Below are 18,481 nucleotides of genomic sequence, written 5' to 3'. Positions count from 1 at the left end.
AGGTATTTTTATATATTTTTCAATTAAGTAACGTATTTTTCTTTGATTAAACGACAGAGTGTGTGTAGAGCCAATACTATATTTAATATAGCAAGGCATGGTCTGTAAATTTTAAATATTTTGGTGGAATGTATTGGTCATAATTGTTTTTTTCACAAAGAGATTTTAATTCAATGATTGAGTTTATTGATAGCTTCTCATAGATGATTTGAAAATACCTTTCTAAGGTACGGCATGATAGTTTTAGCTCATTAGAAATTTTTTTATTGCTGATGCCACGGCAGAATAAAAAAATAACCAACCATTCTTTCTCCGTAAGAATGCTGTTGGGAGGGTTAAGATTAATAGCTATGGAGGCATCATTTTTAATGTAATGATGTACTGAAAAATGATTTATTTCTTTAGCGTGACAGATTATTCCGATACATTGGTTCTTTTCGCTCATTAATGGATACTTTTCACAAAAATAGGACTTTAGTTGTTGAGAGTTGCGTTGAAAATAAGCACCAATAGATGATGTTCGTTGCATGGATTGTAAGACCTTACGGTCATTTCCTTCAAAAAGATGAACAAGATGATTAAAAGGTGTCGGTAATTCTTTCTCAGTATATCCTGTAACATCAAAGTCTTCAGGTAAATTACTTAACCTAATAAACACCTTATTTGCATATATAAAACGGAGTTCCTTATCTTTTACAAACCATGGATCATGACTTTTATCCCACATATTTGTTAACTGAGGAGTGATTTTACTCATGCATAACCTTCAATAAATATTGAGTATAATATATCCATTAAACTGCAAACCCAGTTTTGTTGGCTTCACCCACGCTAGCCACATAATTATCTATATTATCTATGTGCTTTTGTACTAGCTCCCTTTGCTATGATTTTAACCGCATGGTTGGCCTTCCATTAAAAGTCTTCATCATATATTGTGAACTCCAGTTTCTAGTCGGTTGTTATAGGCATTGTTATAGGAAAAATAACGAATTTATTTCAGAAGAAATGTGAGAAGAGTTTGCTATCCATGTAACCGGTTTCATGGGGTGTAAAAATGTGACTTAGGTAACGATTTTTGATCTTGCTTATTATCGAATAAGCAAAGACAGAACCATAGCAGTTACCAGTTCGATTGTGCGTAAATAAAGATAATGGTTGTGATATCAATTTACTGAATCATGTATAGCATACCTATTTGTTTACTTTTATGGCGAAATATCTAATCTAGGAAAAATAATCTGTCAGTTCAGTCGATTTTCAACATCAAATATCACTGTTTTCTTTGTGTGCCGATAATTTCAAGGCCTACAACCTATTACCAAAAAGCCAGCATCATTTAATACCAATCAACGGATTGAATATGCAACCCTATTGTTATTTATAATTATTTTTTAAAATTATAAGAATTAGATCTATAACAAATAATATATCTGTTATGGAAAATATTAGAGGAAGTTAAGAAATGAAATTGGAGGAAAAATGGATAAATGTTTAATAAAAACATTTATCCATTATTTTATTAGGAATTATTTAGCCAGATATTTCTCGATACTATTTTGAATCCCAACTGCATCGAGTCCTAAATCGGCATGAAGCTCTTTTTGGGTTCCTTGCGGTATAAAGTAATCTGGTAAACCAAGATTCAATACGGGAACTGATAATTTTTCCTGCATCAGTAGTTCGTTAACACCACTGCCTGCACCGCCCATAATGGCATTTTCTTCCAAAGTCACCAGTAGCTCATGGCTGGCGGCCATTTTCAGTACGAGTTCTTTGTCCAATGGTTTGACAAAGCGCATATCTACAACGGTTGCATTCAGGATTTCAGCCACTTCTTGTGCATAGGATAACAACGTACCAAAGTTAAGGATCGCAATGCGTTCACCTTGGCGGCGGATTATACCCTTGCCGATTGGCAATGTTTCCAATGGTTGGAGTTCAGCCCCCGTTCCTGTACCTCGAGGGTAACGGACAGCAGTAGGGCCTTCCTGATAGTGATGCCCAGTATGCAACATCTGGCGGCATTCATTTTCATCACTGGGAGCCATAATCACCATATTCGGGATGCAACGCAGGAAGGAAAGATCGAATGCTCCTTGATGGGTCTGACCATCTGCACCAACGATGCCACCACGGTCGATAGCAAACAGGACTGGCAGTTTTTGGATGGCAACATCGTGGATCAACTGATCATAAGCGCGTTGCAGGAAGGTGGAGTAAATGGCGACGATAGGCTTGTAACCACCGATAGCCAGACCGGCCGCAAACGTGACGGAATGCTGCTCGGCAATTGCGACATCAAAATATTGCTCAGGGTACTCGCGAGAGAAACGCACCATACCTGAACCTTCCCGCATGGCTGGGGTGATTGCCATCAGTTTTTTGTCACTGACTGCTGCTTCACATAGCCAATCACCGAAAATCTTGGAAAATGTCGGGCGAGTATCTGCGTTTTTTGGCAAGGAACCTGTTGCAGGATCAAATTTAGGAACGGCGTGCCAACTAATGGGATCTTTTTCCGCTGGCGCATAACCACGACCCTTTTTAGTCATAATATGCAGGAACTGTGGCCCTTTCAGCTCACGCATATTTTTTAAGGTTTGGGTCAGCGCCAGTATGTCATGACCATCAATAGGCCCGATGTAGTTGAACCCAAGCTCTTCGAACAGCGTTCCGGGAACAACCATGCCTTTGAGGTGTTCTTCTGTCTTTTTCAATAATTCTTTGATAGGTGGCAGATTGGAAAAAACTTTTTTGCCCCCTTCACGTAAGGTTGTATACAGTTTACCTGACAGTAATTGTGCCAGATGGTTATTCAACGCTCCTACGTTTTCAGAGATAGACATTTCATTGTCATTGAGAATAACCAACATATCAGGATCGATATCCCCGGCATGGTTCATGGCTTCGAAAGCCATACCCGCAGTAATGGCACCGTCTCCAATGACACACACCGTCTTACGGCCTTTGCCTTCGTGTTTGGCCGCAATTGCCATCCCCAATCCTGCACTGATTGAAGTGGATGAGTGACCAACACATAAGGTGTCATATTCACTTTCCTCTCGCCAGGGGAATGGATGAAGGCCATTTTTTTGGCGAATGGTATCAATGCGATCACGACGTCCAGTCAAAATTTTGTGTGGGTAGGCCTGATGACCAACATCCCAGACTAAATTGTCAAAAGGGGTTTTATAAACATAGTGGAGTGCGACGGTTAATTCTATAGTGCCAAGGCCGGAAGCGAAGTGACCACTGGAGCGGCTGACACTGTTCAGTAAAAATTGGCGCAGTTCATCGCATAACTTTGGCAAAGTGTCTTTGGGTAGCAGGCGAAGTTCTTCTGGAGTTTCCGCCAATGCCAATGTTGGATATTTCGCTATATCAATGCTCATGCTATGCCTGTATAAAATGCTATACCCGTTAGAAGTTGAATATTAAGAACCCTGTGATTATCCGTGTGTAATTTTCGGGTTCACCCCATGAGGCGTTTTTTATTGATTATTGGGCTGTTATATAATTAATGACCATATTAATCGATGATTAATATGGTCTATGTTTTAGCTGCTTCTCTCAATGATAAAACCAGCCAGTTTTTTTAAGGTTGTGGTGTTATAAGACTGTTTTTCCAGTTCAGTGAGGGCTGTGAGCGCTTCTTCATACAGAGTCTGGGCTTTTTTCTTAGCTTGTTCCAAACCTAATAATGCTGGATAAGTACTTTTTCCAAGTTGCTGATCATTGCCCTGACGCTTACCGATAACTTCAGTATTACCGATAACATCCAAAATATCATCGTGTACCTGAAACGCCAGGCCAATAGCTTGGGCATATTGTTCCAGTAAAGGGAGTGCGTCTCGGCCCCGCTGTCCTGCGCTGTAAGCTCCCAATCGGACAGCTGCTCGTATTAATGCACCTGTTTTATGGCGATGAATTTGTTCCAACGAGGCAAGATCAATTTGTTTACCTTCTGCCTCCAAATCCAGTGACTGCCCACCACACATACCGGCAAAACCACTGGCGCTTGCCAATTCAGCGATCATGGCAAGGCGATCGGATAAGGCAACATTTGGCATGTCGTATTTTGCCAGAATCTCAAAGGCCAGCGATTGTAATGCATCACCGGCTAAAATAGCCTGACTTTCACCAAATTTGATGTGGCAGGTGGGTTGCCCACGACGTAAATCGTCGTTATCCATTGCGGGTAAATCGTCATGGATCAAAGAATAAGCATGGATGCACTCTAATGCGAGGGCGGCGGCATCTAGACTCTTTTTGGAAAGACCAAACATTTCTCCCACGCTGTAAACTAAAAATGGGCGCAGCCGTTTTCCGCCCAGCACGGCACCATACTGTATTGCGGTGCCTAATGGGCTGTTTAAAAAAGGCAATGAAGCAAATGTTGCCATTAACTTGTCATTCACATGTTGCTGACAAGCCCGCAGTTTTTTTTCAAAAGACTGTTCTTCAAAAGACTGCTCTTCAAAAGGAGCATCATGTTGTTCAGACATAAATTTACTCAGCATCGGACGGAAATTCATCAAGTGGCGATAGTGCATCATGATTCAATAGAATTTGCACTCGTTGCTCTGCCTGCTGAAGAGTTTTCTGGCCCTGTCTTGCAAGTTGAATACCGCGTTCAAATTCATTCAACGCATCTTCTAACGGGAGTTCCCCGGATTCCAGCCGGATAACAATTTGCTCCAGCTCTTTGAGAGATGTCTCGAATGCTGGCATTTGTTCGGTTTCTGATGTGTGATTTGCTTTAGACATAATGACTTAACGTATGGTTATTTAACGAATTATAGCTAAACAAGTTCGTTACAGAATTGCAGAGTACCCTACTACACCAAGAAAAATAAATCATGTAATACCACTGTTTTTTTACAGGTGATATAGCCAGATGGTGTTATACTCTGCACCCTATCCAACTGAACACTTAAGAACAATCATTTTAAGAACAATCATTGATATTGTTTGTGATAGTTCAACATTAAATGACTACTATATCTTACTATGAAGTTTATCATTAAATTATTCCCAGAAATTACGATCAAGAGCCAGACAGTCCGGTTACGTTTTATTAAAATCCTTGCCAGCAATATCCGCAATGTGCTGAAAAAATTCGGAGAGGGCATTGCTGTTGTTCGCCATTGGGATAATATCGAAGTTCGGGTTAAGAATGATAACCTCAGCCCAGAAATTTGTGACGCACTGACACGTATTCCGGGTATTCACCATATCCTGCAAGTAGAAGAGCGAGATTTTTGTGATCTGCATCATATCTTTGAGCAAACCTACGAAACATATGGCCATTTATTGCATGGGAAAACATTTTGTGTCCGTGTAAAGCGCCGTGGTAAACATAATTTTACTTCCAATGAAGCCGAACGCTATGTTGGTGGCGGACTCAACCAACATATTGAATCAGCTAAAGTGAAACTGACTCAGCCTGATGTAACCGTGAATCTGGAAGTTGATCAGGATAAATTGATTCTGGTTAAAGCTCGTCATGAAGGAATTGGCGGTTTCCCTATCGGTACGCAGGAGGATGTGCTGTCGCTGATTTCTGGTGGATTTGACTCCGGCGTTTCCAGTTATATGTTGATGCGTCGTGGCTGTCGTGTGCACTACTGTTTCTTTAATCTTGGTGGCTCTGCCCATGAAATTGGCGTGAAGCAGGTTGCCCATTATTTGTGGAATCGGTTTGGTAGTTCGCATAAAGTCCGCTTTGTTGCTGTCGATTTTGAACCTGTCGTGGCTGAAATTCTGGAAAAAGTTGATGACGGCCAGATGGGCGTTGTGCTGAAAAGAATGATGGTCAGGGCATCTTCCAAGATTGCAGAACGCTACGGTGTGCAGGCGATCGTAACTGGTGAGGCCTTGGGTCAGGTATCCAGCCAGACGTTGACTAACTTAAGATTGATCGACAATGCATCAGATACGTTGATCCTCCGTCCCCTGATTTCTCATGATAAAGAGCACATTATCAAGTTGGCTCGTGAAATTGGCACCGAAGATTTTGCCCGCACTATGCCAGAATTTTGTGGTGTTATATCAAAAAGTCCAACAGTGAAAGCCGTTAAAGCCAAAATTGAAGAAGAAGAAAATAATTTTGACTTCGAGATTTTGGAACGAGTAATTAGTGAAGCCCAGAATATGGATATCCGCCAAATTGCAGAACAGACCAGTGAGCAAGTGGTGGAGGTGGAAATGGTATCAGCATTTTCCTCTAATGATGTGTTATTGGATATCCGTTCCCCAGATGAGCAGGATGATCGTCCGTTAAATATGGATGGCATTGAAATTCACTCATTACCTTTTTATAAACTGGGCACTCAGTTTGGTGATCTGCCGAAAGAAAAAACTTATCTGCTGTATTGTGAGCGTGGCGTGATGAGTCGTTTACAGGCACTTTATCTGCGTGAACAAGGCTTTGACAATGTGAAGGTGTATCGGCCTTAATTTGCAGTCAATTAATTTGTAAATAGGAAACAGGGCTGCTTATGGAAATTGGTCTGATAGGCAGCCTATGTATTCCGTCTTTAGCTTTCAAGTTGTTCCTTTATTGGTTGTAACTTGAAAGCTATTAAGTATAAAGCTGTTAGATATAAAGCTATTAGATATATTATGCAGTGAGATAATTACTGGAAATTTTGGTAATTATTAATACCGGGCGGCAAAACAAGTTGAGCGGCAATTTCTGCTGCTTTCTCTTTTCCCTTCAATAATTCAATCAGTTTCAAGGCGAAGTCAAAAGCAGTGGCAGGCCCTTGGCTGGTCAGTAAGTTAACTCTTTCGTCAAAATAAACGCGTTTATCAATCCATTTTTCTGGCGAAATTTCATCCTGCATGCTGGGGTAGCCAGTCATATTTCCGACGGGGAAAAGTTGATGGTATTCCAATACGATTGCAGGAGATGCACAGATTGCCGCAATGATTTTCCCCTGACTTTGTGCGATTCGAATTTTTTCTACGACTAATAAACTGTCACGAAAACATTCTGCACCTTTTATCCCGCCCGGTAGAATAATGGCATCAAAATCTTCGTCAACGACATCAATCAAAGGAACATCTGCAACGATTTTGACGCCGCGTGAGCAGGTTAATGTTAGGGAGCCATCAGCTTCTGTACTGGCTACAGTGACATCCACTCCTGCCCGGACAAGTAAATCAATAGTAGTGACAGCCTCGATTTCTTCACTGCCGTGAGCCAGGCAAATAAGGGCTGAGGCGCTCATATTCTTCCTCCTTACGTTTAATATAATGATAAATAGCGGTATTTTCTGTGATTGGTAAACCGTGGGTACGGGCTCGACGCATTAAAAAACCGGTAATGTAGTCTATCTCTGTATGTCGCTGTGCCCATATATCTTGTAGCATGGATGAGTAATTTTCAGAGGTTTGCTCAATCACGTTCATGACATAATCAATCAGGGTTTGTTTGGTTGTATGGATACTATCATGTTCCATAACTTCATGAATTTCATCACATAATATCTGGATTTGTGTATAGTGATGCCGTAAATCACCATTTTTGCACTCATGGATGACGGTAAGTGGATTAATGACACAATTGACGGCAAGTTTCATCCAACTGATAGCATGTATTTCATTGTGCCATGCCACATCGGGCAGGGCGAGGTGTAAAGTATCTGCCAGATCACTGAGTTTGGCAGCACTGGCTGTTATGGCCCCAATATGGGTTATACCTTGTGACTTGTGGTAAACAATGCCATTTTTTCGATAGGCTCCATGAGTGGTGACGCCAAGTAAAATGGGGTTGGGCAAAGGAGCAAATTCTTCTTGGGTCCCCATTCCATTATGTAATAACAGAATTGGGCAGTGAGGGGACAGTTTGTCGGCAAGGTGGTTAATCGCGTCAGAAACTTGCCATGCTTTTAAACAAACAAGGAGTAACTCGCTTTCAGCGAGGTGTTTTTCGTCATTGGCAGGAAATTGCTGATTAAAGGTCTGGCCATTAAATTTTTCGATCTGGACAGAAATAACTGGCTGTGGAACTCTTAGCCATCCCTGAACGTGATGATTTTGTTGGGATAAAGCAGCAAACCACAGTTTACCTATAGCGCCACAGCCAAGAACGGTGATTTTCATATTTCTTCCTTGAGGGACGCTTTCATGGGGAACCTCGGCTCGTTATTTAACGCTACTTGGTTTCAAAATAGGATAATTTCAAAAAGATCGTTGAGCTTCCCGAGTATAGAGCTTTTGCCAATAATGGAAAGCGGTTATCATGCCGTCTTATTGATTAGCAGGAGGTGACGGGTCATGCCATCATTTGATATTGTTTCTGAAGTTGATATGCAGGAAGTGCGTAATGCAGTAGAAAACGCACAAAGGGAATTAACCAGTCGTTGGGATTTCCGCAACGTCAACGCGAGCTTTGAATTAAACGAAAAGAATGAATCGGTCAAAATTGCTAGTGAATCTGATTTTCAGGTGAATCAATTAGTCGATATTCTGCGTGAAAAATTTGCTAAACGCGGAATTGATGGTTCCGTACTCAACGTTCCTGAAAACATGGTTCATAGCGGTAAAACATACAGTGTAGAAGCGACTTTTTTGCAAGGTATTGATACGCCGTTGGCGAAAAAGATTGTGAAGCTGATTAAGGACAATAAACTGAAAGTACAGGCTCAGATTCAGGGTGAGCAAGTACGGGTAACAGGCAAGGCGCGTGATGATCTGCAAAGTGTCATTGCATTGGTTCGCGGTGCAGAATTGGGACAGCCTTTCCAGTTTACTAATTTCCGTGATTAATTTACGTCTTGAATAAGATAAATATGTTATTTTGAACTAATTAAATAATAAAAGGGAAGCTGAGTAATTTCAATAATGACTAATGCTTCCCTTAATTATAACCATGAAATAAACTTGATTATTTATATTGGGAATAATATATGGTTTTATTTTACAGAATGAGTTTCATAATATAATTCTAATTTTAAAAAATAGAGTTTATGTCAAAATAACTCAGGTAGATAAACTCATTAAAGATTTCTACAAAATAGATCATTTCGTTCCAGCGACAGAAATAACAAAATATAGCTATACTTCGGGAATAATAGGTATACTTGTTAATAATAAATATTAGTCGAATCCGCCTAGTACTTTGATGCGTAAGTAAATGGCACGTTGATATGAAAATAGTACGGTGTTTGGTCATACTTATCATACACCGTACTTTTCTGTTATAAGTTTCGAATTGTTACAAATACAGCATATTATTCATGGGATAATACCAGTTGTTCTAATTGTTCGCGATTGGTCAGTTTGGTATCAACTTTAATATATGCACTGAACTCTTCTGGTGCGATGACAACATCTTTTACGCCAGCTTGCGCCAATATTTTTTTCTCCAAAACCTCTGGGTTACTTAGTTGCTCTGGCAAAATGAGTCTGATGCTGCTGACGTATGGAGGCTGCCGTAATGTTAGGCTGATAATAAACCAGAGTGCGGTCAGTGCAATGCCTCCCATAAAGACGAGTGATGCACCTTGTAATTCGTAAAGCATTCCCCCAAGAATGCCTCCTAAAGCAACGCCAAGGAATTGGCTGGTAGAGTAAACACCCATGGCAGTGCCTTTATAACCCGCAGGTGCTTCTTTGCTGATGAGTGAAGGTAAAATAGCTTCCATGATGTTAAATGCAAGGAAGAAAATTTGAATGCCTGCAAAGATCCCCCAAAGATGCGATCCCTGAGACCATAAAACGGCTTCAGCAATGAACAGCATGCCTATACACAGTAAAAAGACCTGCTTCATGCGACGTTTTGTTTCTGCATAGATAATGAAAGGCAGAACGGCGACAAAAGAGATGAGTGTGGTAATTAAATACACTTTCCAGTGTTGCTGTGGAGGAAAGCCTACTTTTTCCATAACAAGGGGGAGAGCAACAAAACTTGACATCAATAAGGTATGCAAGCAGAGAATACCAAAATTGAGTTTTAGTAGTTGAGGATCTGAAAGTACTCGTTTGAAGCTGTCGCGTGCGATTCCTGATTCGCGGTTTAGCGAATGCTTGTGTGTGTTTGGTACAGCCAGCAGTGTGATAAATATTCCGCAGACAGCAAGGATTGCAATTGCCCCAAATAGGCCATTCAAACCGATTTGGTGGGTGATAATCGGCCCGACAACAATTGCAAAGGCGAATGTAATGCCGAAGCTAATGCCGATAAATGCCATTGCTTTTGTTCGATTTTGCTCACGAGTCAAATCTGAAAGCAATGCCATGATAGCGGCGGATATGGCCCCTGTGCCTTGTAAGGCCCGTCCGATAATAATCCCCCAAATAGAGTCGCTTAAGGCGGCAATAATACTGCCTAAGACAAAAATGAGAAGTCCACCGATGATTAAAGGTTTTCTGCCAATTTTGTCTGAAAGAAGCCCAAGTGGGATCTGGAATATTGCTTGGGTTAAACCATAGATGCCAATGGCAATTCCGATAAGAGCTTCAGTGGCATCACGTAATTCTAGGCCATAGGTTGTCAGAACAGGTAAGACCATGAACATGCCTAACATGCGCAGAGAGAAAACGGAACCTAAGCCCCATGTCGCTCGAAGTTCAAGCGGAGTCATTTTATTATCGTTCATGGATACCTCAAAAAATCTGATATGACATTTCATTTAGGTGAGAGCAAACGAACAAGCAGTATTTGTAACCGAATAAGTTGTCATTGAATAAGGAGATAAAGGAAAGGAAAAAGATGACAGGGTAAACCCTGTCATCTAAATATTACCAGACGTAAGTCAGTAGGTTTTCTGGAGATGCTGATGAATCTACAGACATCATGACGCTTAATGACATGATAGCGACGATAGAAAACAGAAATAACCTACGGGCCCAGATACGGTCATTAGAGGTTTTATAACCTGATAATGCCATACCTAGCCACCAGATACTTACTGCAGTAGCTACGATGAGGTATTTATAACCCGCATAACCACTGATAGCCAGCATCAAAGTGGCAACCATAAAGGCCAGAATATATAGAGTGATGTGGTTTTTCGCGACGGAAATACCTTTAATCACTGGTAATACTGGAATGTTAGCCGCTTGGTAATCTTTGAACCGAAAAATAGCAATGGCATAAGAGTGGGGCATTTGCCACAAGCTGAAGATCAACAACAAGATCAGCGCGCCTGTATCAAAATGTCCCGTTACTGCACAGTAACCAATCACGGGAGGTGCTGCACCTGACAAGCTACCAACCAGCGTGCCATAAACAGATTTTCTTTTCATGTAGAGGCTATAGACCCCAACATAAATGATAAACCCGATGAGAGCTAACTGCATTGCTAAGGCATTGGCTGCTACATAGAGCAGCACTATGCCGGCAATACCTAACACTGAGGCGTAAATCAGGCTGATTTTCGGATTGATAAGCCCTTTTACAAGGACCCTTTCTTTCGTTCTTTCCATGATACGGTCGATATCGCGGTCGATATAGTTGTTGAATACACAACCTGATGCGACTACCAGCGATACCCCAACCATCGTTGCAAAGAACAAGGGGTAATCTATTACGCCCTTGGAAGCGAGTAGAAAACCACCAATCACAGAAATTAGATTTCCGAAAATAATTCCTGGTTTGGTCACTTGCAGGTATTGCTTAATCATTCAAATCAACCCTTAATCAACCATCATATTGATGTTCAGGTTGTACATAATCCACAGGGAGCCAACAACAACGATAGCGATGACCAATAATGTGAATATTAAGGCAACTAGGTTCCAACGCTCTTCAGATGATGTATTCATATGCAGGAAGCAAATGAAATGGACAAAGATCTGAATAACAGCCATAACGACTACTGTTATCAGGATTGTACTGTGTGAAGCAGTACCTTCCATCACCATCCAGAATGGGATCACGGTCAGTATGACTGACAGAACAAAACCAATCATATAGGTTTTGAAACTACCGTGGCTGGCGCCGGAATGAGAAGTATTTGGATGACTCATTACATCGCTCCCATCAGATAAACGACAGTAAATACACAGATCCATACAACGTCAAGGAAGTGCCAGAACAGGCTCAAACAGTTCAGACGCATACGGCTCACATCAGTTATGCCACGGCGTGAAACTTGAATCATCAGGATGATGATCCAAATTAAACCGAAGGTAACGTGCAGACCGTGAGTAGCTACCAGTGCGAAGAAAGCAGACAGGAATGCACTACGATCAGGACCAAGGCCTTCTGAAATTAGTTTATGGAATTCATAAACTTCCATTGAAACGAAGCCAAGGCCGAGCAGGAAGGTAATGAACAGCCACAGGTTAACCTGTGCAACTTTACCCTTGTTCATGCCTAACATGGCGAAACCATAGGTGATACTACTGAACAGCAGCAGGAAGGTTTCTACCAGTACAAATGGCAGTTCAAAAATTTCTTTACCTGTCGGGCCACCAGCAGTGCCATTGACCAGCACTGCATAGGTAGCGAACAAACTTGCAAACAGGATCAAGTCACTCATCAGGTAGACCCAGAAGCCAAATACCTTGTTGGCTCCTGTATCGTGGTGCCCATGAGCGTCATGGGCGGCTGTGTTATTAAGGGTTTGAGTCGACATTATTTCACACCTGCCTTTCTCAGTTCTTCGTAACGCTGATTTTCAACTTTCTCGACTTCAGCTACAGGAACGTAATAATCAACGTCTTCGTCAAAGCTTTTCACGATGCAACTGATGATGATGCCAGCGAAGCTTGCGATAGCCATCCACCAGATATGCCATATCAAAGCAAAGCCTAAGGTCAGACAGAAAGCACTGATAATCACACCTGCACTGGTATTTTTAGGCATATGAATTTCTTCATATTTTGCTGGGCGCTTATATTCAGTACCTTTTTCTTTCATATCCCACCACGCATCACGAGTCTGGATGTGTGGAACTTCAGCGAAGTTATAGAATGGAGGTGGAGATGAAGTTGCCCATTCCAGAGTACGGCCACCCCACGGGTCACCAGTCAAATCGCGGTTTTGGTCGCGGTCGCGGATACTGACGTAGAACTGGATAACCTGACACAGAATACCCAGAGCAATTAAGACAACGCCACCAGTTGCAACAACCAGCAATGGGTGGAATTCTGGATTGATATCCTGGCTCAGACGACGGGTCATACCCATGAAGCCCAGTGCGTACAGCGGCATAAAGGCAACGAAGAAACCAGTGATCCAGAACCAGAATGCACGGACACCCCATTTTTCATTCAGAGTGAAACCGAATGCTTTCGGGAACCAGTAAGTTGTACCTGCGAAGCAGCCAAATACCACACCGCCGATGATGACGTTATGGAAGTGGGCAATCAGGAACAGACTGTTATGCAGAACGAAGTTTGCGCCAGGTACAGCTAACAGAACACCAGTCATACCACCAATGGAGAAGGTGACCAAGAAGCCAACAGTCCACAGCATTGGGGTTTTGAATTCAATACGACCACGGTACATGGTGAACAGCCAGTTGAAGATCTTAACCCCGGTTGGGATAGAGATAATCATTGTGGCGATACCAAAGAAGGCGTTGACGTTCGCGCCAGAGCCCATGGTAAAGAAGTGGTGCAACCATACGATGAACGACAGGATGGTAATAACGATTGTCGCCCACACCAGAGAGGTATAACCAAACAGGCGTTTTTTCGAGAAGGTTGCGGTAACTTCAGAGAAGATACCAAAGACAGGCAGAACCAGAATGTAAACTTCAGGATGGCCCCAAGCCCAGATCAGGTTGATGTACATCATCATGTTGCCGCCCATATCGTTGGTAAAGAAATGGGTGCCCAGATAACGATCCAGAGTTAACAACGCAATAGTAACTGTCAGGATTGGGAAAGCGGCAATGATAAGAACGTTGGTACACAGTGAAGCCCATGTAAATACAGGGAGTTTCATCATGGACATACCTGGTGCACGCATGCGCAGGATAGTCACGAAGAAGTTAACACCTGTCAACAATGTACCCACACCGGAGAGCTGGAGACTCCATATCCAGTAATCGACACCGACTCCCGGGTTGTACTCCAGACCAGATAGAGGCGGGTATGCCAACCAACCAGTTTGAGCAAACTCACCAACCCCCAGAGAGATATTAATCAGCGCAACACCGACAACAAATAACCAGAAGCTCAAAGAGTTCAGGAATGGGAATGCAACGTCGCGTGCGCCAATTTGCAGAGGAACAACAATGTTCATCAGGCCGACAACGAAAGGCATCGCCATAAAGAAGATCATGATAACGCCGTGAGCGGTGAAGATCTGATCATAATGGTGCGGGGGCAGGAAGCCAGCTTCGCCAGCGGAGGCCAAGGCTTGCTGTCCACGCATCATGATGGCGTCAGCAAAACCACGGAGCATCATTACCATGGCAACGACGATGTACATGACACCAATTTTTTTATGGTCAACGCTGGTTAACCATTCAGTCCAGAGCCATTTCCATTTACGGAAATAAGTCAAGGAACCAACAACTACCAGTCCCCCGAGCAGAATCCCCAACAATGTCACCACAATAATGGGTTCATGTAATGGGATCGCATCCAGTGTTAATTTTCCCCACATGCCTTTATTCCTCAACACCTGAATGAGCCGGCTGACTCATATTCATATTATGATCCGCAGCTTTACCATGTTCTGTTTTGCCGTGACCAGACATACCAAACATACCGGCATGGCCCATATCACCCATGAATTTGGTGATAGTTTCTTGGAACAGTTTTGGTTTCACGCTTGAGAAGTATTCAACAGGGTTGTTTTGGCTTTGTTCAGCCAATTTATTGAATGCTTGCACGGTATCCAGGGTTTTAGGTGATGCTTTCACTTTCTGCACCCACTCTTCAAAACCTGCGCGATCATCAGTTGCTGTTGCAGTGAATTTCATGCCTGAGAAGCCATGACCACTGTAACTTGCTGAGAATCCATCGTATTTACCCGCTGAGTTAGCAATCAGGTGCAGTTTTGTCTGCATACCTGCCATTGCATAAATCTGACCACCCAACTGTGGGATGAAGAAAGAGTTCATCACAGAGTCTGAGGTGATTTTGAAGTTAATTGGAACATCTTTAGGGAATACGATTTCATTTACAGTTGCGATGCCCTGTTCCGGATAGATGAACAGCCATTTCCAGTCAAGGGAAATAACTTCAATCGTCACCGGTTTTACATCACTGTCCAATGGCTTATATGGATCGAGCTGATGCGTCGTTTTCCATGTAATAGTTGCCAAAGTGATGATAATCAGGATAGGCACTGTCCAAACGACAAGCTCAATTTTATTTGAGTGTGCCCAGTTTGGACGATAAGTTGCAGATTTATTGGCTTCCCGGTAACGTAAGGCAAAAATGATTGCCATTACAATAGCCGGAATAACAACGATCAGCATCAAGCCAAACGCTGTTAGTATCAGCGTTTTTTGTTCAACGCCGATCGCCCCTTTGGGATTCATCAATACCATATCGCAACCACTTAGCATTAAAGTGGCTGCGAATAGTGATGATAACCCAATAGTTTTTTTGTATTTCATAAGTCTCATTGAGCGACCCCAGATAACAAAAGCTTTATTGTCGTTTCATCAGTGGGGGCATTCTACGGTATGGTTACCGGAGTGTAAACAATTGTAATAGAAGCAGGTTGGCTTGTAGGCTTTTTATGCTAGAGGGATCACATGTGATTCTAAATTTAACAAAACGTTAATTTCGGATAGTTATCTTAACCAAAAAATCAAAATAGACAATTAATTTCAAATAACTCCCTATTTTAAAAAGAAAAACTTTGATAAAAAACAAAGAAAAAACGCTGAAATACGCTTTGTTATCAGTGGAGTAACTATTATTTATTGGTTCTAGTGAGCAGTCTAAGACTGCTCACCCACTAAACTAGTTGTTAGAAATTATATTTTATACTGTAAACAATACCATCCTGCAAGAAATCTTCTCCCAGTTTGTTATCTGCATAGCGGTATTGAACACCAGTTGTAAATGAAGTATGCGGAGTCCACCATAATCCGATGGCTCCATTAATGCCTTCGCGTCCGCCGTTGCCGTAACGTTTATTGCGATTTAATTCAATTTCATTCCAGTTTGTGACACTGAATTTTTGTTCCCAAAGGTTGAAATCGTATCCTGCAACCCAGCCTACGACATAACCGTTGTTTCCTGAATAGAAAGTTTGGTCAACATAATGAAGTGCGACGAAAGGTTTAAACCACAGGCCAGCAATATTAGTATTGTAACCTAATCCATAGAGTGTATTAACTTCATGGAAGTTTCCACCGTTTGCTTTGCCTGGTAATGAATAGGTTCCATAAACATGACCATAAAGGTTGAAACCAGTATCACCCAGATAGAAACGGCCTGTTGTCTTGAAAGTGTAACGTTGGTTATCACCAGGTTGGGCTGTTTTACTGTTAAAAGTATTCTCTAAATCAGCGAAACCATATAATTCACCCCAGCTAAATCCTGCTCCCCCTTCCAGTTCTAAGTAAGCAAAATCGTCCTTATGGGAAGTTTGTCCGGTTTTATGAGTGGTATGTTTATTCCAGTCAAGGTAGTTCATGCTGACATTGCCAAACCCTGACTGGTATTCCGCGCTAGCTGAAGCAGAAACTAAGGCCGCAGCCACTGCGGTAAGTGTCAAAATATGTCTTTTCATAAATTCCCTTTATATGGTTTTAAAGTGGTTAACGATATTTCGAATAGTTCGAAATAAAATATCTTCAAATAATAATATTTGTTCGTATGAATATAAATAATACCGTCTTGAAAAAGATGTTTTTCAAGTCACATAATTGTGATTTTTATTCTTTTTGTGATATCCATCACTATAAAATAGCAACAAAAGACTGAACTTTGTCAGTCTTTTGTTGTAGTGCAGAAGTGAAAAAGGTATTGAATAGAAAAATAGGTTAAGTGAGTTTGCTTTTCTTTAAAGCCAAATAATCCAACGTTCCTCCTAAAAGAAGGCCTAGGGTTCCAATGATTATACTTAAGGATAATAGTGGGGATATCCAGTCACTGACTTTATGGAGATATAGAATATATTCTGGAGATATGGCGTATATCAGGGAAACTAAATGAATTATGACAAACACTATGCTGCTGATAACTAACCAAACCATGAACATCAGCGCGGCCAATATCATGATAATGAAGGCAGACTTATAAGCGTTCTTGAATAATGTCCGGGGGATAAAGCTATCATTTTTTTGAGTATAAGCCAGTGTTTTACGGCAGGCTAACAATAATACAAGTCCCGGTAATCCAATAACAATAGAAAATAAATAAAACAGTGGCCAACCATATGCTTCCGCAAACCATCCTGCTACCGGGCCAACATAAACTCGACCAACTGCTGATAATGCAGAAAGCAAAGCAAACTGTGTTGCTGAAAATGATTTATTACATAAGGTCATCAGAAGGGCGACAAAAGCTGCTGTTCCCATGCCACCACAGATATTTTCCAGAAAAATCACGGCTCCCATTGAATAGATGTCTTTAGGGGTGATAGCAAGTATCCAATAACCGAAGTTCGATACGGTTTGGAGAATGCCAAAGATCATCAGGGCGCGGAACAGGCTCATCTTATGCATCAAATAACCGCCGTACAATGCCCCAACAATGGTTGCAGCGAGTCCGAGGGTTTTATTGATCATACCGACTTCGGCTGGATTGAAACCAATACCACGAATAAGGAAAGGAGTACTGAGTGAGATAGCAAAAGCATCAGTCAGTTTGTACAGTATAATCAACAGCAGGATAAGCCAAGCATTGTTTCGGTTGAAAAAATCAGATAATGGCTCGAACACCGCTTGACTCAATGTTTTTGGCGGTACTGTATTAAGCTCCGGTTCTTTGGCTGTCAGTGTGGCATAAATACCAATCAACATCATGCCGGCCATGACCCAATACATATTTTGCCAGCCAATATAGGTGGCCAGCAATAGGGCTAATCCACCAGAGACTAGCATAGCCAGCCGATAGCCCAGTACGGAAATCGCGGCACCTGATCCTCGTTCTTCCTGTGACAGCAAGTCGGTTTTATAGGCGTCAAAAATAATATCTTGGGAAGCTGAGAAAAATGCTACAGAAACAGCCAGTGCAGCGAGCCACCATAAATGCTGGGAAGGTTGAAGGAACCCCATGGCCGCAATACTGACGATCAGGAAAAGTTGAATAACAAGCATCCACCCCCGCCGACGCCCTAAAAAGGAGGGGGAATATCGGTCCATTGTGGGTGCCCAGAGAAACTTAAAAACATAGGCTTGACCAACCAAAGTGAAAAAACCGATAGTTTGGATATCGATATTTTCGACAGTCATCCATGCTTGTAACGTTCCAGCCGTGAGCGCAAGAGGTAGACCTGAGGCAAAGCCCAGCAATAGAAGGGTACGATAATTTCGTAATGCAGATAGGTTGAAATAATGATGGTTAATCATGGGCCTCCCAAAACTTTCTGCATATCATCTAGTTT

General features: G+C 41.9%; 16 protein-coding genes. 2 read left to right on the top strand and 14 right to left on the bottom strand.

The window, feature by feature from the left end:
- Nucleotides 1-82: 82 nt before the first annotated feature.
- The 4 genes from PSI14_RS03510 to xseB all read right to left on the bottom strand — a co-directional run bounded on the left by PSI14_RS03510 (nt 83) and on the right by xseB (nt 4,770).
- Nucleotides 83-757: a helix-turn-helix transcriptional regulator gene (locus tag PSI14_RS03510; RefSeq protein WP_273574433.1), complete on the bottom strand. Its 675-nt coding sequence runs from the start codon at nt 755-757 to the stop codon at nt 83-85.
- Between the two features lie 772 nt (nt 758-1,529).
- The gene (gene dxs / locus PSI14_RS03505; RefSeq protein ID WP_273574432.1) at nt 1,530-3,395 is read right to left on the bottom strand and encodes a 1-deoxy-D-xylulose-5-phosphate synthase; all 1,866 of its coding nucleotides are present in this window, start codon (nt 3,393-3,395) and stop codon (nt 1,530-1,532) included.
- Nucleotides 3,396-3,560: 165 nt separating this feature from the next.
- Nucleotides 3,561-4,508, bottom strand: a complete 948-nt coding sequence (ispA, locus tag PSI14_RS03500; RefSeq protein WP_273574431.1) for a (2E,6E)-farnesyl diphosphate synthase — start codon at nt 4,506-4,508, stop codon at nt 3,561-3,563.
- Between the two features lie 4 nt (nt 4,509-4,512).
- Complete coding sequence (gene xseB, locus PSI14_RS03495) at nt 4,513-4,770, bottom strand: exodeoxyribonuclease VII small subunit (protein ID WP_273574430.1); 258 nt, start codon at nt 4,768-4,770, stop codon at nt 4,513-4,515.
- A gap of 243 nt (nt 4,771-5,013) precedes the next feature.
- Here xseB and thiI point away from each other — a divergent pair, with 243 nt between their 5' ends.
- On the top strand, nt 5,014-6,462 hold the full coding sequence (gene thiI / locus PSI14_RS03490; protein WP_273574429.1) for a tRNA uracil 4-sulfurtransferase ThiI: 1,449 nt from the start codon (nt 5,014-5,016) through the stop codon (nt 6,460-6,462).
- A gap of 179 nt (nt 6,463-6,641) precedes the next feature.
- Here thiI and yajL read toward each other — a convergent pair whose 3' ends face one another.
- Both yajL and panE read right to left on the bottom strand, forming a co-directional pair.
- Nucleotides 6,642-7,238: a protein deglycase YajL gene (gene yajL / locus PSI14_RS03485; RefSeq protein ID WP_273574428.1), complete on the bottom strand. Its 597-nt coding sequence runs from the start codon at nt 7,236-7,238 to the stop codon at nt 6,642-6,644.
- Nucleotides 7,198-8,112 carry a 2-dehydropantoate 2-reductase gene (gene panE, locus PSI14_RS03480; RefSeq protein WP_273574427.1) on the bottom strand — a complete coding sequence of 305 codons (915 nt, stop codon included), beginning with the start codon at nt 8,110-8,112 and terminating at the stop codon, nt 7,198-7,200. Before panE ends, yajL begins: the two co-directional genes overlap by 41 nt.
- Nucleotides 8,113-8,286: 174 nt before the next feature.
- Between panE and PSI14_RS03475 the strand changes: the two genes are divergently transcribed.
- Nucleotides 8,287-8,778 (top strand): YajQ family cyclic di-GMP-binding protein, encoded by a 492-nt coding sequence (locus PSI14_RS03475; protein ID WP_273574426.1) that lies wholly within the window; start codon nt 8,287-8,289, stop codon nt 8,776-8,778.
- Nucleotides 8,779-9,242: 464 nt separating this feature from the next.
- On the opposite strand, the gene PSI14_RS03470 is transcribed toward PSI14_RS03475, so the two are convergent.
- The 8 genes from PSI14_RS03470 to ampG form a co-directional block, all read right to left on the bottom strand.
- A complete protein-coding gene (locus PSI14_RS03470; protein WP_273574425.1) occupies nt 9,243-10,610 on the bottom strand; it encodes an MFS transporter in 1,368 nt (455 codons plus the stop codon).
- 142 nt (nt 10,611-10,752) lie between these two features.
- Nucleotides 10,753-11,637, bottom strand: coding sequence for a heme o synthase (gene cyoE, locus PSI14_RS03465; RefSeq protein ID WP_273574424.1), 885 nt, complete (start codon nt 11,635-11,637; stop codon nt 10,753-10,755).
- Between the two features lie 12 nt (nt 11,638-11,649).
- A complete protein-coding gene (locus PSI14_RS03460) occupies nt 11,650-11,982 on the bottom strand; it encodes a cytochrome o ubiquinol oxidase subunit IV (protein WP_273553215.1) in 333 nt (110 codons plus the stop codon).
- A complete protein-coding gene (locus PSI14_RS03455) occupies nt 11,982-12,593 on the bottom strand; it encodes a cytochrome o ubiquinol oxidase subunit III (protein ID WP_273574423.1) in 612 nt (203 codons plus the stop codon). The genes PSI14_RS03460 and PSI14_RS03455 overlap by 1 nt, the downstream gene beginning before the upstream one ends.
- Complete coding sequence (cyoB, locus tag PSI14_RS03450) at nt 12,593-14,575, bottom strand: cytochrome o ubiquinol oxidase subunit I (protein ID WP_273574422.1); 1,983 nt, start codon at nt 14,573-14,575, stop codon at nt 12,593-12,595. Before cyoB ends, PSI14_RS03455 begins: the two co-directional genes overlap by 1 nt.
- 4 nt (nt 14,576-14,579) lie before the next feature.
- Nucleotides 14,580-15,545 (bottom strand): cytochrome o ubiquinol oxidase subunit II, encoded by a 966-nt coding sequence (gene cyoA, locus PSI14_RS03445; protein ID WP_273574421.1) that lies wholly within the window; start codon nt 15,543-15,545, stop codon nt 14,580-14,582.
- 350 nt (nt 15,546-15,895) lie between these two features.
- Nucleotides 15,896-16,663, bottom strand: a complete 768-nt coding sequence (locus tag PSI14_RS03440) for a nucleoside-specific channel-forming Tsx family protein (protein ID WP_273574420.1) — start codon at nt 16,661-16,663, stop codon at nt 15,896-15,898.
- 253 nt (nt 16,664-16,916) lie between these two features.
- Entirely contained in the window at nt 16,917-18,443 is a 1,527-nt protein-coding gene (gene ampG / locus PSI14_RS03435; protein ID WP_370688812.1) for a muropeptide MFS transporter AmpG, read from the bottom strand.
- Nucleotides 18,444-18,481 lie beyond the last annotated feature (38 nt).

Source organism: Xenorhabdus anantnagensis (assembly GCF_028598555.1).
Lineage (GTDB): Bacteria > Pseudomonadota > Gammaproteobacteria > Enterobacterales > Enterobacteriaceae > Xenorhabdus > Xenorhabdus anantnagensis.
This window is presented reverse-complemented; position numbering and strand designations above follow the sequence as displayed.

Bases quoted from the DNA above. Each gene is read 5' to 3' on its own strand.
- PSI14_RS03510 (WP_273574433.1), bottom strand. From the start codon at position 757: ATGAGTAAAATCACTCCTCAGTTAACAAATATGTGGGATAAAAGTCAT.
- PSI14_RS03440 (WP_273574420.1), bottom strand. From the start codon at position 16,663: ATGAAAAGACATATTTTGACACTTACCGCAGTGGCTGCGGCCTTAGTT.
- PSI14_RS03460 (WP_273553215.1), bottom strand. From the start codon at position 11,982: ATGAGTCATCCAAATACTTCTCATTCCGGCGCCAGCCACGGTAGTTTC.
- cyoE (WP_273574424.1), bottom strand. From the start codon at position 11,637: ATGATTAAGCAATACCTGCAAGTGACCAAACCAGGAATTATTTTCGGA.
- panE (WP_273574427.1), bottom strand. From the start codon at position 8,112: ATGAAAATCACCGTTCTTGGCTGTGGCGCTATAGGTAAACTGTGGTTT.
- PSI14_RS03470 (WP_273574425.1), bottom strand. From the start codon at position 10,610: ATGAACGATAATAAAATGACTCCGCTTGAACTTCGAGCGACATGGGGC.
- cyoB (WP_273574422.1), bottom strand. From the start codon at position 14,575: ATGTGGGGAAAATTAACACTGGATGCGATCCCATTACATGAACCCATT.
- yajL (WP_273574428.1), bottom strand. From the start codon at position 7,238: ATGAGCGCCTCAGCCCTTATTTGCCTGGCTCACGGCAGTGAAGAAATC.
- cyoA (WP_273574421.1), bottom strand. From the start codon at position 15,545: ATGAGACTTATGAAATACAAAAAAACTATTGGGTTATCATCACTATTC.
- thiI (WP_273574429.1), top strand. From the start codon at position 5,014: ATGAAGTTTATCATTAAATTATTCCCAGAAATTACGATCAAGAGCCAG.
- xseB (WP_273574430.1), bottom strand. From the start codon at position 4,770: ATGTCTAAAGCAAATCACACATCAGAAACCGAACAAATGCCAGCATTC.
- PSI14_RS03455 (WP_273574423.1), bottom strand. From the start codon at position 12,593: ATGTCGACTCAAACCCTTAATAACACAGCCGCCCATGACGCTCATGGG.
- PSI14_RS03475 (WP_273574426.1), top strand. From the start codon at position 8,287: ATGCCATCATTTGATATTGTTTCTGAAGTTGATATGCAGGAAGTGCGT.
- dxs (WP_273574432.1), bottom strand. From the start codon at position 3,395: ATGAGCATTGATATAGCGAAATATCCAACATTGGCATTGGCGGAAACT.
- ispA (WP_273574431.1), bottom strand. From the start codon at position 4,508: ATGTCTGAACAACATGATGCTCCTTTTGAAGAGCAGTCTTTTGAAGAA.